At 70.3% G+C, this 15,895-nt stretch carries 15 protein-coding genes; 4 read left to right on the top strand and 11 right to left on the bottom strand.

Features of this window, described 5'->3' with window-relative positions; translation table 11 throughout:
- Positions 1–41: 41 nt before the first annotated feature.
- Genes ACIRP2_RS27320 through ACIRP2_RS27305 form a run of 4 tightly spaced genes read right to left on the bottom strand, consistent with a single transcriptional unit; the run spans position 42 to position 4,011 of the window.
- Complete coding sequence (locus ACIRP2_RS27320; protein WP_404254697.1) at positions 42–1,208, bottom strand: thiolase domain-containing protein; 1,167 nt, start codon at positions 1,206–1,208, stop codon at positions 42–44.
- Positions 1,201–2,253, bottom strand: a complete 1,053-nt coding sequence (locus tag ACIRP2_RS27315; protein WP_404254695.1) for a thiolase domain-containing protein — start codon at positions 2,251–2,253, stop codon at positions 1,201–1,203. Before ACIRP2_RS27315 ends, ACIRP2_RS27320 begins: the two co-directional genes overlap by 8 nt.
- Positions 2,254–3,195, bottom strand: a complete 942-nt coding sequence (locus ACIRP2_RS27310; RefSeq protein WP_404254693.1) for a Zn-ribbon domain-containing OB-fold protein — start codon at positions 3,193–3,195, stop codon at positions 2,254–2,256.
- 15 nt (positions 3,196–3,210) lie between these two features.
- Entirely contained in the window at positions 3,211–4,011 is an 801-nt protein-coding gene (locus ACIRP2_RS27305; protein WP_404254691.1) for a crotonase/enoyl-CoA hydratase family protein, read from the bottom strand.
- A gap of 166 nt (positions 4,012–4,177) precedes the next feature.
- On the opposite strand from ACIRP2_RS27305, the gene ACIRP2_RS27300 reads away from it, so the two are divergent.
- From ACIRP2_RS27300 to ACIRP2_RS27290, 3 genes are all read left to right on the top strand, one after another.
- Complete coding sequence (locus tag ACIRP2_RS27300) at positions 4,178–5,806, top strand: acyl-CoA synthetase (RefSeq protein WP_404254689.1); 1,629 nt, start codon at positions 4,178–4,180, stop codon at positions 5,804–5,806.
- Positions 5,807–6,072: 266 nt separating this feature from the next.
- A complete protein-coding gene (locus ACIRP2_RS27295; protein WP_404254687.1) occupies positions 6,073–7,143 on the top strand; it encodes a nitrous oxide reductase family maturation protein NosD in 1,071 nt (356 codons plus the stop codon).
- Between the two features lie 35 nt (positions 7,144–7,178).
- The gene (locus ACIRP2_RS27290) at positions 7,179–8,267 is read left to right on the top strand and encodes a methyltransferase (protein WP_404254685.1); all 1,089 of its coding nucleotides are present in this window, start codon (positions 7,179–7,181) and stop codon (positions 8,265–8,267) included.
- A 248-nt stretch (positions 8,268–8,515) separates the two neighbouring features.
- Here ACIRP2_RS27290 and ACIRP2_RS27285 read toward each other — a convergent pair whose 3' ends face one another.
- The 7 genes from ACIRP2_RS27285 to ACIRP2_RS27255 form a co-directional block, all read right to left on the bottom strand.
- Entirely contained in the window at positions 8,516–8,848 is a 333-nt protein-coding gene (locus tag ACIRP2_RS27285) for a TcmI family type II polyketide cyclase (protein WP_404254683.1), read from the bottom strand.
- A 75-nt stretch (positions 8,849–8,923) separates the two neighbouring features.
- Positions 8,924–9,403 carry an SRPBCC family protein gene (locus tag ACIRP2_RS27280; RefSeq protein WP_404254681.1) on the bottom strand — a complete coding sequence of 160 codons (480 nt, stop codon included), beginning with the start codon at positions 9,401–9,403 and terminating at the stop codon, positions 8,924–8,926.
- 1 nt (position 9,404) lies between these two features.
- The gene (locus tag ACIRP2_RS27275) at positions 9,405–9,662 is read right to left on the bottom strand and encodes an acyl carrier protein (RefSeq protein ID WP_361451372.1); all 258 of its coding nucleotides are present in this window, start codon (positions 9,660–9,662) and stop codon (positions 9,405–9,407) included.
- 15 nt (positions 9,663–9,677) lie between these two features.
- On the bottom strand, positions 9,678–10,928 hold the full coding sequence (locus ACIRP2_RS27270; protein WP_404254679.1) for a ketosynthase chain-length factor: 1,251 nt from the start codon (positions 10,926–10,928) through the stop codon (positions 9,678–9,680).
- Positions 10,925–12,193 carry a beta-ketoacyl-[acyl-carrier-protein] synthase family protein gene (locus tag ACIRP2_RS27265; protein WP_404254677.1) on the bottom strand — a complete coding sequence of 423 codons (1,269 nt, stop codon included), beginning with the start codon at positions 12,191–12,193 and terminating at the stop codon, positions 10,925–10,927. The genes ACIRP2_RS27270 and ACIRP2_RS27265 overlap by 4 nt, the downstream gene beginning before the upstream one ends.
- The gene (locus ACIRP2_RS27260) at positions 12,190–12,624 is read right to left on the bottom strand and encodes a cupin domain-containing protein (RefSeq protein WP_351085870.1); all 435 of its coding nucleotides are present in this window, start codon (positions 12,622–12,624) and stop codon (positions 12,190–12,192) included. The genes ACIRP2_RS27265 and ACIRP2_RS27260 overlap by 4 nt, the downstream gene beginning before the upstream one ends.
- 74 nt (positions 12,625–12,698) lie before the next feature.
- Positions 12,699–13,820, bottom strand: a complete 1,122-nt coding sequence (locus tag ACIRP2_RS27255; protein WP_404254675.1) for a SchA/CurD-like domain-containing protein — start codon at positions 13,818–13,820, stop codon at positions 12,699–12,701.
- Between the two features lie 269 nt (positions 13,821–14,089).
- Here ACIRP2_RS27255 and ACIRP2_RS27250 point away from each other — a divergent pair, with 269 nt between their 5' ends.
- Positions 14,090–15,718, top strand: a complete 1,629-nt coding sequence (locus ACIRP2_RS27250; protein WP_404254673.1) for an FAD-dependent oxidoreductase — start codon at positions 14,090–14,092, stop codon at positions 15,716–15,718.
- Positions 15,719–15,895: the final 177 nt, after the last annotated feature.

Raw genomic sequence — 15,895 nt, 5'->3', positions numbered from 1 at the left:
GGCCGCCGGGGAGGCTTCCTCCGGTCCGGGACGGCCCGCGGTCAGCGGGTGGGGGGCTCGGCTCCGACCAGCCACATGGAGAAGAACTGCGCCCCGCCGCCGTAGGCGTGGCCGAGCGCCTTCCGCGCCCCCGCCACCTGGTGCTCGCCCGCCTGCCCCCGTACCTGCAACGCGGCCTCCGCGAAGCGGATCATGCCGGAGGCGCCGATGGGATTGGTGGAGAGCACCCCGCCCGACGGGTTCACCGGGAGGTCGCCGTCGAGCGCGGTGACGCCGGACTCGGTGAGCTTCCAGCCCTCCCCCTCGGCGGCGAACCCCAGGTTCTCCAGCCACATCGGCTCGTACCAGGAGAACGGCACGTACATCTCGACGGCGTCGATCTCCCGTCGAGGGTCACTGATCCCGGCCTGCCCGTACACATCGGCGGCGCAGTCCTTGCCCGCCTGCGGCGAGACGAAGTCCTTGCCGGCGAAGAGCGTCGGTTCGCTGCGCATCGCGCCGCCGTGCACCCAGGCGGGCGGATGCGGCGAACGATCCGCTCCGGCCCGGTCGGTGAGGATCATCGCGCAGGCACCGTCGGAGGACGGGCAGGTCTCCGAGTAGCGGATCGGGTCCCAGAGCATCGGTGCGGACCGGATCTTCTCCAGGGTGATGTCCGGGTCGTGGATGTGCGCGTACGGATTCTTCAGCGCGTTGCGGCGGTCCTTGTAGGCGACGAGAGAACCGACCGTGTCGGGTGCCCCGGTGCGGCGCATGTAGGCCCGGACGTGCGGGGCGAAGAAGCCGCCCGCTCCCGCCAACAGCGGCTGCTGGAAGGGGATCGGCAGCGAGAGGCCCCACATGGCGTTGGACTCGGACTGTTTCTCGAAGGCGAGTGTGAGGACCGTGCGGTGCACCCGTGCGGAGACCAGGTTGGCGGCGACCAGCGCGGTGGAGCCGCCGACCGATCCCGCCGTGTGCACCCGCAGCATCGGCTTGCCGACCGCGCCGAGCGCGTCGGCGAGATACAGCTCCGGCATCATCAGCCCCTCGAAGAAGTCGGGGGCCTTTCCGATGACGACGGCGTCGATGTCCGCCCAGGTCAGCCCGGCGTCCTGCAACGCGCGGACGGCGGCCTCGCGGACGAGTCCGGCGATGGAGACGTCCCGACGGGCCGACACGTGCTTCGTCTGGCCGATGCCGACGACGGCCACGGGCTCCTTAGGCATGAGCGCTCTCCCCTTCGAGTACGGCGACCAGGTTCTGTTGCAGGCAGGGCCCGGAGGTGGCGTGGGCGAGTGCCCGGTCGGACTCGCCACGGTGGATGCGGGCCGCTGCCTCGCCGAGGCGGATCAGCCCGGCGGCCATGACGGGGTTGGCGGCGAGCGCGCCGCCGGACGGGTTCACGGTGACGCCGTCGCCCAGCCGGAGCGCCTTGCGCAGCACCACTTCCTGGGAGGTGAACGGCGCGTGCAGTTCGGCGGTGTCCACGGGCCGTTCGAACACCCCGGCCCGCTCGGCGGCGAGTCGGGTGGAGGGCGATTCGGTCAGTACGCGGACCCCGAGGCTGTGGGCCTCGATGCGGTGGTCGATGCCGCGGATCCAGGCGGGGCGGGCACACAGGGCCCGTGCGGTGTCACCGGCGGCGAGGACGACGGCTGCCGCACCGTCGCCGACCGGTGGGCAGTCGCCGGCCCTCAGCGGCCGCACGACGTACGCGTCGGCCGGGACCGGGCCTGCCGTCCGGACGTGCGGATTGTCCGCGGCGGCGGTGCGGCTCCGGGCAGCGATCGCCGCGAGGGCCGCCTCGTCGGTGTCGCCCGCGTCGATCAGCGCCTGCGCCTGGAGCGCGGCGAGCGCGACGGAGTCCGGCCAGAGCGGGCCGACGTAGTACGGGTCGAGCTGACGGGTGAGGACGTCGCGCACCTCACCGGGCGAGGACTTGCCGTAGGAGTAGACGAGCGCGGTGTCGGCCTCGCCCGTCCGGATCTTCACCCACGCCTCGTACAGCGCCCACGCGCCGTCCATCTCCACATGGGACTCGGAGATCGGCGGGTACGCGCCGACGCCGTCGAGCGCCATGGTGAAGGAGAAGGCCCGTCCCGCGAGATAGTCGCTCGACCCCGAGCAGGTGAAGCCGATGTCGCTCGCCCTGAGACCGGTCGTGTCCAGGACCTGGTGGAGGACGGGCATCAGCATCTCGACTTCGGACAGTTCGTCGGTACGCCTGAGATGGTCCGTCTGTGCGAAGGCGACGATCGCTACGTCTCGCATCTACAGCAGCTCCTTGTACGCGTCGTAGTCGGCGTCCGGCTCTCCGGTCGGCCGGTAGTGATCGGGGTGCCGCCCGCCCTCGGTCCACACCGGTTCGACCCGCAGGCCCATGCGCACCTGGTCGTACGGGATACCGCCGATCCGTGCGTGCAGTGCGAGGTCGGCCCCGTCGAGGGCGATGTGCGCGTAGACGTAGGGCACTTCGATGTCGAGATTCCTGGCTTTGATGTTGACGACGCAGTACGTGGTCACGGTGCCGCGAGGGCCGACCTCGACCTGTTCCGTGGTGGCGACGCCGCAGGTGGGGCAGGCGCCACGGGGCGGAACGTAGACCTTGGCGCAGGACGGGCAGCGCTCGCCGACGATGCGCCGCTCGGAGAGCGCGCGGATGTAGGCGCCCTGGGCACGGCCCGGCGTGTAGCGGTAGTCGAGACGGGCCGGGGTGACGATGCCGTGGACGGGGTCGGTGAACTCCCTTCCGTGCGAACCGGGTTGGCCGGCCTCCCCGTCGTAGGGTTCGAAGCAGGCGATGTCCGTGATGGCACCGGTCCGCTCGGACGCCCAGCGGATCCGCACCCGCATGCCGGTACGGACGGCCTCGGGGCCGGGCGCGGCGAGGGCGTGCAGGAGGGCGGTGTCGGCTCCGTCGAGCCTGACGAGGACCCAGGCGAAGGGGGTGGCGAGGGGCTGGCCGCGGCGCGGGGCCGGGTTCCAGGCCCAGGTGGTGACGGTGCCGGTGTCGGCGACGTCGGTCAGCTCGCGGATCTCCTCGGCGGTGACGGGGTCGTACTCGACCGGTGGGACGAGGACCTTTCCCCCGCTGGTCCGGACGCCGAGGACGGTGCGTTCGCGCAGTCCGGTCAGGAAGGCGCTCTGGACGGGGCCGAGGGATCGGGTGAAGGGGAATTCGAGCACCAGCGGTGCGCTGAGGATCTCGGGCACGGTTGCCTCCTTGGCTCAGGCGCGCCGGTAGACGGGCGGGCGCTTCTCGGCGAAGGCGCGGGCGCCTTCCTTGGCGTCGGCGGTGGCGAAGACCGGCCAGCCGCGCTTCAGTTCGGCGGCGAGGCCCTCGGCCTCGGTCATCTCCGCGGTCTCGTACACGGATGCCTTGACGGCTTCGACGGCGAGCGGGCCACAGGCGTTGATCCGCTCGGCGACTTCGAGGGCCTGCTCCAGCGCGGCTCCGTCGGGGACGACCCGCCCGATCAACCCGATGGCGGCTGCCTCCTCGGCGCTGTAGGAACGTCCGGTGAGGAGCATTTCGAGGGCGTGGGTGCGGGGGATCTGGCGCGGCAGTCGCACCGTGGACCCTCCGATGGGGAAGAGAGCGCGCCGGACCTCGAAGAGCCCGAAGGTGGCGCTCGCCCCGGCGATGCGGATGTCGGTGCCCTGGAGGATCTCGGTGCCGCCCGCCACGCAGTGGCCCTCGACGGCGGCGATGACCGGCTTGCGCGGTCGGTGGTGGCGCAGCATCGCCTTCCAGTGCAGATCGGGGTCGGCGGTCATCCGATCGCGGTACTGCTCGCCCTCCATCCCCTTGCCCGCCAGGGCTTTGAGGTCCATGCCCGCGCAGAAGCAGCCGCCCGCGCCGGTGAGGACGACCGAGCGGACCGTGTCGTCCTCGTCGGCCGCCAGCCAGCCGTCGTACAGCCCGACCAGCATCGGCAGCGAGAGGGCGTTCTTCGCCTCCGGCCTGTTCAAGGTGAGCACCAAAGTGGCGCCCTCGCGCCGCACGGTGAGGTGTTCCGTACCACCCATTGCCTGCCTCCCGTCTCAAGACCTAGAACAGGTTGCAGTAGGCGGGGGCCCAGTTCAATAGTTTGCTGACAGTCAGTCAGATTTCTTCGGCGGCCCCCTTCCCACTTGTGCCTCCCGGCGCTCTAATGACCGCCGAGCCAGTCAGCATCCGGGGTCAGGAGGAACGGTGGAGTACAACCTTGCCGACCTGTTCGAGTCGGTCGTCGACGCGGTCCCGGAACGCGAGGCGCTCGTCTACCTCGACCATCCCGGTACGGGTGCGGAGCGCAGGCTGACGTACGCGGAGCTGGACGCGGCAGCCAACCGCCTCGCCCACCATCTGATCGAGGCGGGCATCACGCCGGGCGAGCATCTGGGGCTGCATCTCTACAACGGAGTCGAATACCTCCAGACGGTGCTGGCCTGCCTCAAGGCCCGCATCGTCCCGGTCAACGTCAACTACCGTTATGTGGAAGAGGAGTTGGTCTACCTCTACCGTGACGCGGACCTGGCGGCTCTGGTCTTCGACGCGGAGTTCGACGAAAGGGTCTCGGCCGCCGCTCCCAAGGCTCCGACCCTTCGTCATCTGGTACGCGTGGGGGCTCCGGTGACAGCTGTCCGCGGTCCCGACGCGGTGGCCTTCGCGGACGCCGAGGCCTCGGGGAGCCCGGAGCGCGGCTTCCCACCACGCTCGGCGGACGACCAGTTCATCATCTACACCGGGGGCACCACGGGAATGCCCAAGGGCGTGATGTGGCGCCAGGAGGACCTCTTCTTCTCCGGCCTCGGCGGCGGCGCGCCGACCGGTGAGCCGGTGAAGTCCCCGCCGGAACTGGCCGAGCGGGTGGCCGCGGGCGGTGACGGGATCACCTTCTTCCCCACTCCCCCGCTGATGCACGGCACCTCGACACTCACCGCGTTCATCGGATTCAACTTCGGGCAACGGGTTGTGGTCCACCGCAAGTTCGTCCCGGAAGAGGTGCTCCGCACGATCGAGAAGGAGAAGGTCACCAGCGTGTCCCTGGTGGGCGACGCGATGCTGCGGCCGTTGATCGACGCGCTGAAGGGCCCGCTGAAGGGCACCGACTGTTCGTCGATGTTCTCCATCTCCAGCTCGGGCGCGATCATGTCGGACTCGGTGCGTGCCGAGTTCCAGGCCCTGGTGCCGACGGTGATGCTGCTCAACAACTTCGGCTCGTCGGAGTCCGGTTTCAACGGCACGGCGACGGCGGACTCGGGGCCGAAGAACGGGTTCCGGCTCCAGGTCAACTCCCGCACGGAGGTGGTCGATCCGGTGACGTACGAGCCGGTCGCCCCGGGCGAGCAGGGGAGGATCGCCCAACGCGGCCACGTGCCGCTCGGCTACTACAACGATCCGCGCAAGACCGCGGAGACGTTCTTCCAGCGGGGCGACGAGCGCTGGGTCCTGCTCGGCGACATGGCGACCGTCGACGCGGAGGGCATCGTCACGGTTCTCGGCCGGGGCTCGCAGTGCATCAACACCGGCGGCGAGAAGGTGTACCCCGAGGAGGTCGAGCAGGCGCTGAAGGCCCATCCGGACGTGTACGACGCACTCGTCGCCGGCGTGCCCGACGAGCGGTGGGGGAACCACGTCGCGGCGGTGGTGCAGCTGCGTGAGGGGGCGGACGAACCTTCGCTCGACGATGTCCAGGCGCACTGCAGGACCCGTCTGGCCGGCTACAAGATCCCTCGCAGGCTGGTGATCGCCCGGCAGATCCAACGATCTCCGAGCGGCAAGGCCGACTACCGGTGGGCCCGCTCGGTCGTGGCGCCCCGGCGAGGGGACGAGGGCTGAGAACCGGGCGCGGGGCCACGAGCGGGTCCGGGGCGAAACCGGGTCGGGTCGGGGCCGGCGAGACACCCGAACGGCGGTCGGCCCGCGCCCGGCGGCCGACCGCTCCGCTCCGCCCGGAATCACCCGACTGCGCCGTCGTACGTCCGAACCGGCCGCGGAACAACGGACGCCGGGCAACGGTCCCGGCGTAAGCCGTTCGGGCGCGTACGGTCTCCAACCGCTCACCCTGTGTGGCAACAGGGGGAAAACGCCCATAGCTTCGGTTCATGAGGAAACGACACTTCAAGAGCCTCGTCCCGGTCGTGATCGCCTCGACCGCGGGACTCGGCGCGGCAATTCCGTCCGCCTCAGCCGCCGGCGCCCACGTGGTGCGGCCCGGCCAGTCGATCCAGAAGGCGGTGGACGCCGCGCAGCCGGGTGACACCATCGTCGTCCTGCCCGGCACATACCGGGAGAGCGTCCTGATCACCAAGCCGGACCTCACCCTGCGCGGCTCCGGTGACCGCACCGTCATCCGGCCTGGCGCGAAGAACGCGCCGTCCGCGGAGGCGTGTGTGAAGACCGGCAGCGGCATCTGCGTCCTGGGCCGATCGGGCCGCACCGTCGACGGCGTGACCATCGATTCACTCGCCCTCTCCGGATTCAAGAAGAACGGTGTATGGGCCTCCTGGACGGACCGGCTGTCCGTCCGGCGGGTGACCTCCGAACACAATGGTGTCTGGGGCATCGCCCAGGAACGCTCCACCCGCGGCAAGTTCACGGGCAACACCGCCCGCTCCAACGGCGACGCGGGCATCTTCGTCGCGAACACCGTCGACGAGGAGGGCGGTGCCACCGACACGCACGGCACCGAACTCCAGGACAACACGCTCACGGACAACCGCATCGGCTTCACCGCCAGGCGCGTCAGGAACCTGTCGGTCCACGACAACACCTTCACCGGCAACTGCAGCGGTGTGTTCGTCGTGGGCGACGAGGGCAGACCGCAGGCCGGAGCCATGACGATCCGGGCGAACCAGATCACCGGCAACAACAAGTTCTGCGTCGCCACCAAACGGCTGCCCGCCCTGCAGGGTTCCGGCGTCGTGCTCACCGGGGCCGCGGACACCCAGGTCCGTTCGAACACCATCACCAACAACGTGGGCGCCACGCCGCTCTCCGGCGGCATCGTGCTGTTCAAGAGCTTCGTGGGCACGAAGAACACCGGCAACACCGTCAGCGGCAACGTCGCGCTCGGCAACAAGCCGGCCGACCTGGCCAACGGGGACACCGCCGGCAAGGGCAACACCTTCGCCGCCAACGTCTGCACGAAGTCCACACCGGCCGGGATGTGCTGACCGGCGCACCCCCGTACGAGGAGAAGCGAACCAGCATGACCACTGTGAGCCCCACCCCCGCACCCACTCCCACCTCGACAGCCGTCCACGCCGCCGTCCCGCACCCCGTCGCAGCGCCTCAGCCGGCCATGCAACTGCGCGAGATCGTGTTCGGAGCGGCGCGCGCCGCCGCCGTGCGCGCCGCGGCCCGGCTTGGCGTCGCCGACGCTCTGGGCGAGACGCCCGCGTCCGCGCAGGAACTCGCGGCGCTGGTGAAGACCGAGCCGGTGCCGCTGCGCAGACTGCTCCGCGCCCTGTCCTGCTACGGGATCTTCGCCGAGACCCCGGACGGCGACTTCGCCCACACCGAGATGTCCCGTCTGCTGCGCGAGGACGACCCCAACAGCCTGCGCTACATCTCGCTCTGGTGCACCGAGCCCTGGACCTGGGAGGTCTGGCCGCACCTCGACGACGCGGTGCGCACCGGCAGGAGCGTCTTCTCGGACGTGCACGGCAAGGGTTTCTTCGACTACCTCCATCAGGACGCCCACGAGTCGGCCCAGGTCTTCAACCGGGCCATGACCACCTCCAGCATGCAGTCCGCGCTGGACGTGGCCGAACTCCTGGACCTCACCGGGGTGTCCACGGTCGCCGACATCGGCGGCGGCCAGGGGCACGTGCTGGCGAGCCTGCTGGAGAAGCACCCGTCGCTGCACGGCACCCTGATGGACCTGCCGGGTGTGGTGGCGCGTGCCGACGCCCGGCTGCGGGACGAGGGGCCGCTCGTCGACCGGACTCGCATCGTGGCCGGGGACTGCCGCGAGGCCATCCCGGTCGCGGCCGATCTCTACATCATCAAGAACATCCTGGAGTGGGACGACGACAGCACCCGCAGGACACTGCGCAACGTCGTCGCCGCGGCCCGCCCGGGGGCCAGGGTGGTCGTCATCGAGAACCTCGTCGACGACACCCCCTCGATGCGGTTCACCACCGCGATGGACCTGCTCCTGCTCCTCAATGTCGGCGGAGCGAAGCACACCAGGGAGAGCCTGGTCGGCCGGATCTCGGATGCCGGCCTGTTGATCGGCAGGGTCGTTCCGGTCAACCCCTACCTCGATGCCTTCGAATGCGTGGTCCCCGGCTGATCCCGGGAGAGACGGAGAATCGGCCCCCGGGGGGGGGGGGCGGGGGGGGGCGCGGGGGGGGGGGGAGGCGGCCGGGGGGGGGGGGGGGGGGGCGCGGGGGGGGTGCACCGGCGCCCGCGGGCGGGCGGGGCCCGCAACCCCCCCCCCCCTCGCCCTCCGTGGGGGGGCCCCCGGGCGCCCCCGGGGCGACCGGCCCCCCCCCCGGGGCCCGGCCCCCCGGCCCGCCCCGGGGCCGATTCTCCGTCTCCTCAGGCGGTGGTACCGCGTTCCCAGTGGTAGAACTCCCGGGCCATGGCGTCCTTGGGCCCGCGCCAGGTCTGCGGGTCGTACGCGCTCACATAGGCGGTGAGTTTCTCGCTGATGTCCTTGAACGCCGGATGCTCGGTCACCTTGGCGATCTCGGGGCCCGGAGGGCGCTCCGATTCGATCAGGTGCAGATAGACGTCACCGAACTGGAAGAGCTTGCGCCTGGTGACGCCGACGAGGTGCGGCAGCTCGCTGCTGTCGGACTCGGCGAACAGATCGGCGATGTCCGGCGCGGAACCCGGCGCCATGCGGGCGACGATCAGAGCGTGGTGCATCGTGGGATGCCTTTCTGGTTCCGGCCCGGCACCCGGCCGGACTGCCGGGTGCCGGGCCGTGGGGCGGACGGCGGGTCAGCTGGCCGAGACCGAGGCGGTACGGCGCTCCCGGGCGCGCTGTTCGATCTTGTCCCGGATGAGTTCCATCTGGACCTTGGAGTTGCGGTTGATGTTGTCGGTCATCCACGCGTCGTCGACGGGTGCGTCGGGACGCATCGCGAAGTCCTGCTCCCAGCGCATCTTCGTACCGCCGGGGACCTCCGAGTACTCCCACCGGATGTCCATGTGCTGGAACGGGCCCGGCTCGACACGGCGGGCGAGGACCATGCGCCCGGCCCGGTCGACGGTCCGCTCGGAGACCCAGCTCCAGACCTTGTCGTTCTCGTCGGGGTGCATCGTCAGGCGGAACTTCGTCCTGTCGCCGTCCCGTTCGATCACCTCGACCGAGGCGTACTCGCTGAACAGCCGCGGCCAGTTCTCGAGATCGTTCGTCACGTCCCAGACAAGGTCCAGGGGGGCGGCGATGGTGATCTCGTTCTCGGTGTGTCCGGACACGTCAGGCTCCTTGCATGAGGGTGTTGTTGACGAGGTCGAGGAATTCCTGCGGGGTCTTGCAGCGGTCGGCGTCGGTCGGCAGCGCCCGGCCGTGCCGGTTCTCCAGCACGCCCACGATGCCGAGGAGCCCCAGCGAGTCGAGGCCGAACTCGTCGAAGGCGGACCCGGGGCGCTTCTCCATGTCACGCGGGTCCACGGTGAGTCCGGCGCCCTTCTTCATCAGGACGGCAAGTTCCGCATAGGTCAGTCGTTCGGTCATGAGGACTTCTCCTTCTCACGATTGGGTGTCGGTGGAGCGCCGCAGCACCATCGCCGCGTTCGAGCCCATGAGCCCGCGGCTGAGCACCAGCGCCGTTCGGAGTTCGGCGGGCCGCGCACTGCCGGTGACGACGTCGAGGTCGTGGCATACCTCGAACACGTTCGGCGTGGGCGGTATCAGCGCGTTCTCCATGGAGAGCACGGCAGCGGCCGTGTCCAGCACCGGGGCCCCGCAGTACGCACGCCCGATGCCGGTCTTGGGCGCCGTCACCGGTACCCGTCGGCCGTGCGCGCCCAGTGCGTCGGCGATCGCGAGTGCCTCGGCACGGTCGGCCGCCGGTACGCCGAGGGCGTCCGCGAAGACGACATCGATCTCGTCCGGCGCGCAGTCCGCCTCCCGCAGGGCGCCGATGATCGCCTGGGCGAGCCCCTCCCGGGACTCCTCCCATCGGGACGCCCCGGTGAACGTGGCGGCATGCCCGGCGAGTTCGGCCCGGACCCGGGCACCGCGCCGGCGCGCCGACTGCTCCTCCTCGACGACCAGCATGGCGCCGCCCTCGGCCGGGACGAAGCCACAGGCGTCCGAGGTGAACGGCCGGTACGCGCGGGCGGGGTCGTCGCACCGGCTCAGGTCCTCGTACCCGAGCTGGCAGACGACCGAGTAGGGCGCCAGCGGTGCCTCGGCCGCGCCGACCACCACCGCCTCGGTACCCCGCCGGATCGACCGGGCTGCATGCGCCAGCGCGTCCAGGCCACCGGCCTCGTCGCTGGCCACGACCGCGCACGGCCCCTTGAAGCCGCCGCGGATCGAGATCTGGCCGGTGCTGGCGGCGTAGAACCAGGCGATGGACTGGTAAGGGCCCACGTAGCTGGGCCCCTGCCCCCACAGCCGCTGGAGTTCACGCTGCCCGAACTCACCGCCGCCGGAACCTGCCGCGGTCACCACGCCGACGTCGTACGGCGCCTTCTCGTAGTCGGCACGGCCCAGCCGGGCGTCGTCCAGGGCGATGTCCGCGGCGGCCATCGCGAAGTGCGTGAACCGGTCGGTCTGGACGACGAACCGCTCCTCGATCTGCTCGACCGCCTCGAAACCGCGCACCTCGCCCGCGACCCGCAGCGGCAGATGCTCGCACCCCTCGCGGGTGACCCGGTCAAGAGCGCTGAACCCTTCGTGCGTCCTCTTCCAGAAGGCCTCGGTGTTGATGCCGTTGGGAGCGACGACACCGATGCCGGTGACGACGGTACGCCGGGCTTTACGGGTTCTCATGGTGTCCTCCCACCTGTTCGTGTCAGGGCCACCGCGGACTGGAAGCCACCGAAGCCGCTGCCGACCGACAGGACGCTGCGCAGCTTCAGGGGGCGTGCGGTGCGCGGCACGTAGTCGAGGTCGCACTCCGGGTCCGGGTTCTCGTAGTTCGCCGTCGGTGGCACGGTCTGGTGGACCAGCGCCAGGACACAGGCGGCGATCTCTATGGCCCCGATCGCCCCCAGCGAGTGGCCGACCATGGACTTGATCGAACTCATCGGCACGTCATGGGCGTGCGCACCCAGCGCCCTCTTCACGGCGGCCGTCTCGTGCCGGTCGTTCTGCTTGGTGCCCGAGCCGTGCGCGTTGACGTAGTCGATCTGCGAGCCGTCCATCCGGGCGTGGTCGAGGGCCCGGTTGATCGCCTCGGCCATCTCCAGTCCCTCGGGGGTCAGCCCGGTCATGTGGTAGGCGTTGCCGAAGGTGGCGTAGCCCGAGATCTCGCAGTACACGGTCGCACCGCGGGCGCGCGCGTGCTCCAGTTCCTCCAGGACGAGCACCGCTCCGCCCTCCCCCATGACGAAGCCGTCGCGGCGGGCGTCGAACGGCCGGGAGGCGTGTTCCGGGTCGTCGTTGTTCGGCGAAGTGGCCTTGATCGCGTCGAAGCAGGCCACCGTGATCGGGGTGATGGGTGAATCGGACGCCCCGGCGACGCAGACGTCGACGCGTCCTTCCTCGATGGAGTGGAAGGCGTAGCCGATCGCGTCGAGACCGGAGGTGCAGCCCGTGGAGACGGTCTGCACCGGGCCGTGCGCGCCGACCTGTTCGGCCACCGCCGAGGCGAGGGAGCTGGGTGAGAAGGCCCGCTCCAGATGCGGGCCGGCCGGCCGGTGGTCGACGTCCCATCGGGCACCGCTGCCGCTGACGGCGACATAGTCGTGCTCCAGCCGGGTGGTGCCGCCGACCGCGGTGCCCAGCGACACCCCCATCCGCCAGGGGTCCACCTTCTCCGGGTCGAGACCCGCGTCGCCGAGGGCCTCCCTGGCGGCCACCATCGCGAACTGGACGTACCGGTCCGACCTGGCGATCCGGTCCGCGTCCAGTCCGTGCGCCGCCGGGTCGAAGTCGCACTCGGCGGCGATGCGGGAGCGGAAACCGGCCGGGTCGAAGAGCGTGATGCCCCTGGTCGCGGTGCGTCCGTTCGCGAGGAGGTCCCAGAAGGCCGGTACGCCGATGCCGCCGGGGGCCACGACGCCCACGCCGGTGACCCCCACGCGGCGGGTCATGAGGCGGCCTCCGTTCGTTCCGGCGGCGCGACGCGCTCGGCGGACTCCGTGTGCTCCGTGTCGACGTGTCCGAGTTCGGGGCGTGGGGCGAGCGGGCCGAGGTGGAAGACCATGCGTGCCTCCACGTCGCCGACGTTCCGGAATCGGTGGCGTACATGGGGAGGGATCAGCAGGCCCTGGTCGGGCCGCATCCGGTGCGGTTCACCGTCGAGATCCACCTCCAGGAGACCGTTCACGACGTACACGAATTCCTCGGAGTACGGGTGGTAGTGCTCGCCGATTCGGTCACCGGGCTGGACGATGGCCAGCCCCATGAAGCCACTGGTGGCTCCCACCGCTGTCGGCGTGAGCATGGCGCGAAGGTCGCCCCCGCGCCTGCGGTTGGGCTGCGTCTCACTGAGGTCCACGATGCGTGGCCGGTGCGTGGTCATGACTGAATTCCTCCTGGCACATTGCGCGTTGTATTGACGGGTTGAGCGAGAACCCCCCAGGGCGGATGCGCGGTTCAGGACTCCATGGCCTGCCGATCGGTGACCAGGGTCATCTCGGACTGTGCGAGGAAGTGCGAGATCCCCTGGTCGTTCGCGGGCACGGCATTCGCATCGCCGTCGAGGAGACGTCCGAGTCTGGCCACCTTGCCCGGGCCGTCGATGCCGGCCGCCTGAGCGGGCTGCGCGTCGATCGGTTCGGCCGCTTCGAGGAGGCGGACGACGACGTCGTCGCGCTGGAAGATGGTGCTGCTGTCGATGATGCTCGCCGGGTCGTCGGCCGCCTCCTCGTCGTGGCCGGCGAGGAGCCGGGCGAGTGCCATGCCGCAGCCCTCCTTGGCCTGGTAGAAGAGCGCGTGCCGGCGGACGTCCTCGGCCTTGTGGCGGCCCGCGGTCACATGGTGGACCGTCGGGAGGGCCGCTCGGGTGAAGAACATCCGGGCGGAGTCCGGGTCGCTGAGGTCCCGGTCCTGCTCCAGATACGGGTTGATGGCCTCTTCGACAGCCCTGACCTCGGGCTGCCGGGCGACGTGGCGGAGGGCCGCGAGGAGGTCGCCCTCCACCTCGACCGCCCGCACGACGCGGTTTCCGTGCATGAAGAGCGAAGTACGGCGCAAACGGGTGTCTTCACCGACACGTGCGCTCGGGGACTCGTAGTCGGCCAGGATCTTCGCCACGATGTCCTCGGTGCCGGGCTTGACGGTGAAAGTGAGCGCGTGGCGCACCACCCCGTCGCCCAGTCGGGGTGACGCCTGGAGCCTGCCCTTGGCCGCCTCCGGTGCCAGCTCGAACGCCTTCCCGGTCTCCCGCAGAACGCTGAAGCGCAGCGAACGGGTATCACGCACGCAGCTGTGCAACGGCTGAACGGTCGCGACGTGCTCCTCGCTGTTCACCCAGGCGAGGAACGGGGGTGCGCTCTCCCATTCGCTGGTGATCAGCCATTGGGAGGGGTTCTCGATGGACTGGCACAGCTGGTCGCTGATGTGCCCGGGGACGGATGCCACCTGATTACGCAGGTGTTCATACGCCTCCAGGAACTGCTTCTGGGCTCCGTCGTACAGGTCCAGCAGCAGCACGACCCGCAGCCTGGAACCGTCGAAGGCGGACTGGGAGATCCGTTCCGAGAGGGTGGTGGTCATCTTTCGGTCTCCTTCGAGACGGTGTCGTGGACAGGCCGGATGGCGTGCCGTCAACCGTCGGTTGGCGAGTGGATGCGGAGCGGGGACTCTCCCGACGGATGCGAGCGGCCCGCCCCCGCTCACCGCGCGCATCGTCTCCGTGACCGATCGTGAAACGCTGGTCCGGGTGGCGCGAGATTTATGAACCGTTCAGGTGAGCGACCGTCCGAACCACTCCGAACAAGGGCATGGAACAAAGCATCCGAACGGCGTCCGATCTGGAGCAACTGATGAACGAGAACGTCGACATCCGAGTGCCGGTCCTCATCGTGGGCGGCTCCCTGGTGGGCCTGTCCGCCTCACTCTTTCTCGGCCGGCTCGGGATCGAGCACCTGCTGGTCGAGAAGCACCGGTCCACCTCGACGCATCCTCGCGGGCGCGGCAACAACGTGCGCACGATGGAGTTGTTCCGTACGGCGGGCGCCGAGCCCGGCATCCGGGAGGCGGCCTCCGTCCTTGCCGACAACCACGGCATTCTGCAAGCCGGTTCGCTCACCGGGGACGATCAGGAGTGGTTGTTCAAGGAGATCGACCCGGGGGGCGGGCTGGCCCGTTTCAGCCCGGCCGGATGGTGCCTGTGCAGCCAGAACGACCTGGAACCGGTGCTGGTGAGGCTTGCCCGCGAGCAGGGCGGTGACCTGCGCTTCTCCACCGAGATGCAGAGTTTCGACCAGGACGGTACGGGGGTGGACGCGGCGCTGAAGAACCGGGAGACCGGAGAGCACATCAGCGTGCGGGCGGACTACCTCGTCGCGGCCGACGGGCCGCGCAGTCCCATTCGTGAGCAGCTGCGCATCGACCGTACGGGGCCCGGCGATCTGTTCCACAACGTGAGCATCACCTTCCGCTCCCGGCAGCTCGCCGATGTGGTGGGTGACCGGCGCTTCATCGTCTGCTATCTGACCAACCCCGCTGCGGACGGCGCCCTGTTGCCGGTGGACAACAAGAAGGACTGGGTGTTCCACGCCCCGTGGCAGCCTCAACTGGGCGAGACACTGGAGGACTTCACCGACGAACGATGCGCCGAGCACATCCGTACGGCGGTCGGCGCACCCGGCATCGATGTCGAGATCACCGGCAAGGCCCCGTGGCACGCCGCGGAGCGCGTCGCGGAACGGTACGCGTCCGGCAGGGTCTTCCTCGCCGGGGACTCGGCCCACGAGATGTCCCCGACCGGGGCGTTCGGCTCCAACACCGGCATCCAGGACGCCCACAACCTGGCCTGGAAGCTCGCCGCCGTCCTGAAGGGCGAGGCGGGCCCGGATCTGCTGGACACCTATCAGGCGGAGCGACTGCCGGTGGCACGGGCGACGAGCGCACGGGCCTCGGCGCGCTCCAGCGAGCACAGCCACCCGGGATACGCCGCGGCGCCGGGTGTGGGTGGCGGAAAGCAGGGCGGCATGCTCACCGTGGCCCTGGGTTACCGCTATGTCCGGGGCGCCGTACTCGGAGCCGACCCGGAACAGCCGGTGGTGCCGCGAGGGATGCAGCTGAACGGCGAACCGGGCAGCCGCGCACCGCATCTGTGGGTCCGTCAGGAAGGTGTGCGCAAGTCCACTCTCGATCTGTACGAACAGACCCTCGTGCTGCTCACCGACGGCAAGGACGTGGTGTGGCGACAGGCTGCGGCTCGGGTCGCCGACCGACTGTCGCTGCGGCTCCGGACGTACGGCATCGGCTCGGGCGCCGATCTGGAGCCGGAGAACGGGGCCGACTGGACGGAGCTCCACGGCACGACCTCCGAGGGTGCCGTGCTGGTGCGTCCCGACGGCTTCGTGGCCTGGCGCTCGACGGGTGCGGCGGCCGATGCCGAGGCCACGCTCCAGGAGGTCCTGACCTCGCTGCTGCACCGCTCCTGATCACTGGGGCGGGCGACCACGAAGCAACCGGGACCGGCCGGGCACGCCTGATTCTCCGCGGGATCCGATCGGCCGGACGGTGCGGACGAGGTGACCGGCGCCGACGACGACGGTCGAACGGTGTGTCCGCCCGGCCACGCGAGCCGACCGGTCCCGAGCCTCCGGAGGGGCAGATCC

It is taken from the genome of Streptomyces sp. NPDC101194 (assembly GCF_044767885.1).
GTDB lineage: Bacteria > Actinomycetota > Actinomycetes > Streptomycetales > Streptomycetaceae > Streptomyces.
Note: the sequence above shows the minus strand (reverse complement) of the source record. Positions and strands in the feature narration are given on the sequence as shown.

What these genes read in the sequence shown, in the direction of transcription:
- ACIRP2_RS27320 (WP_404254697.1), bottom strand. Translation starts at nt 1,208, where the DNA reads ATGCCTAAGGAGCCCGTGGCCGTCGTCGGCATCGGCCAGACGAAGCAC.
- ACIRP2_RS27315 (WP_404254695.1), bottom strand. Translation starts at nt 2,253, where the DNA reads ATGCGAGACGTAGCGATCGTCGCCTTCGCACAGACGGACCATCTCAGG.
- ACIRP2_RS27305 (WP_404254691.1), bottom strand. Translation starts at nt 4,011, where the DNA reads ATGGGTGGTACGGAACACCTCACCGTGCGGCGCGAGGGCGCCACTTTG.
- ACIRP2_RS27295 (WP_404254687.1), top strand. Translation starts at nt 6,073, where the DNA reads ATGAGGAAACGACACTTCAAGAGCCTCGTCCCGGTCGTGATCGCCTCG.
- ACIRP2_RS27290 (WP_404254685.1), top strand. Translation starts at nt 7,179, where the DNA reads ATGACCACTGTGAGCCCCACCCCCGCACCCACTCCCACCTCGACAGCC.
- ACIRP2_RS27285 (WP_404254683.1), bottom strand. Translation starts at nt 8,848, where the DNA reads ATGCACCACGCTCTGATCGTCGCCCGCATGGCGCCGGGTTCCGCGCCG.
- ACIRP2_RS27275 (WP_361451372.1), bottom strand. Translation starts at nt 9,662, where the DNA reads ATGACCGAACGACTGACCTATGCGGAACTTGCCGTCCTGATGAAGAAG.
- ACIRP2_RS27270 (WP_404254679.1), bottom strand. Translation starts at nt 10,928, where the DNA reads ATGAGAACCCGTAAAGCCCGGCGTACCGTCGTCACCGGCATCGGTGTC.
- ACIRP2_RS27265 (WP_404254677.1), bottom strand. Translation starts at nt 12,193, where the DNA reads ATGACCCGCCGCGTGGGGGTCACCGGCGTGGGCGTCGTGGCCCCCGGC.
- ACIRP2_RS27260 (WP_351085870.1), bottom strand. Translation starts at nt 12,624, where the DNA reads ATGACCACGCACCGGCCACGCATCGTGGACCTCAGTGAGACGCAGCCC.
- ACIRP2_RS27255 (WP_404254675.1), bottom strand. Translation starts at nt 13,820, where the DNA reads ATGACCACCACCCTCTCGGAACGGATCTCCCAGTCCGCCTTCGACGGT.
- ACIRP2_RS27250 (WP_404254673.1), top strand. Translation starts at nt 14,090, where the DNA reads ATGAACGAGAACGTCGACATCCGAGTGCCGGTCCTCATCGTGGGCGGC.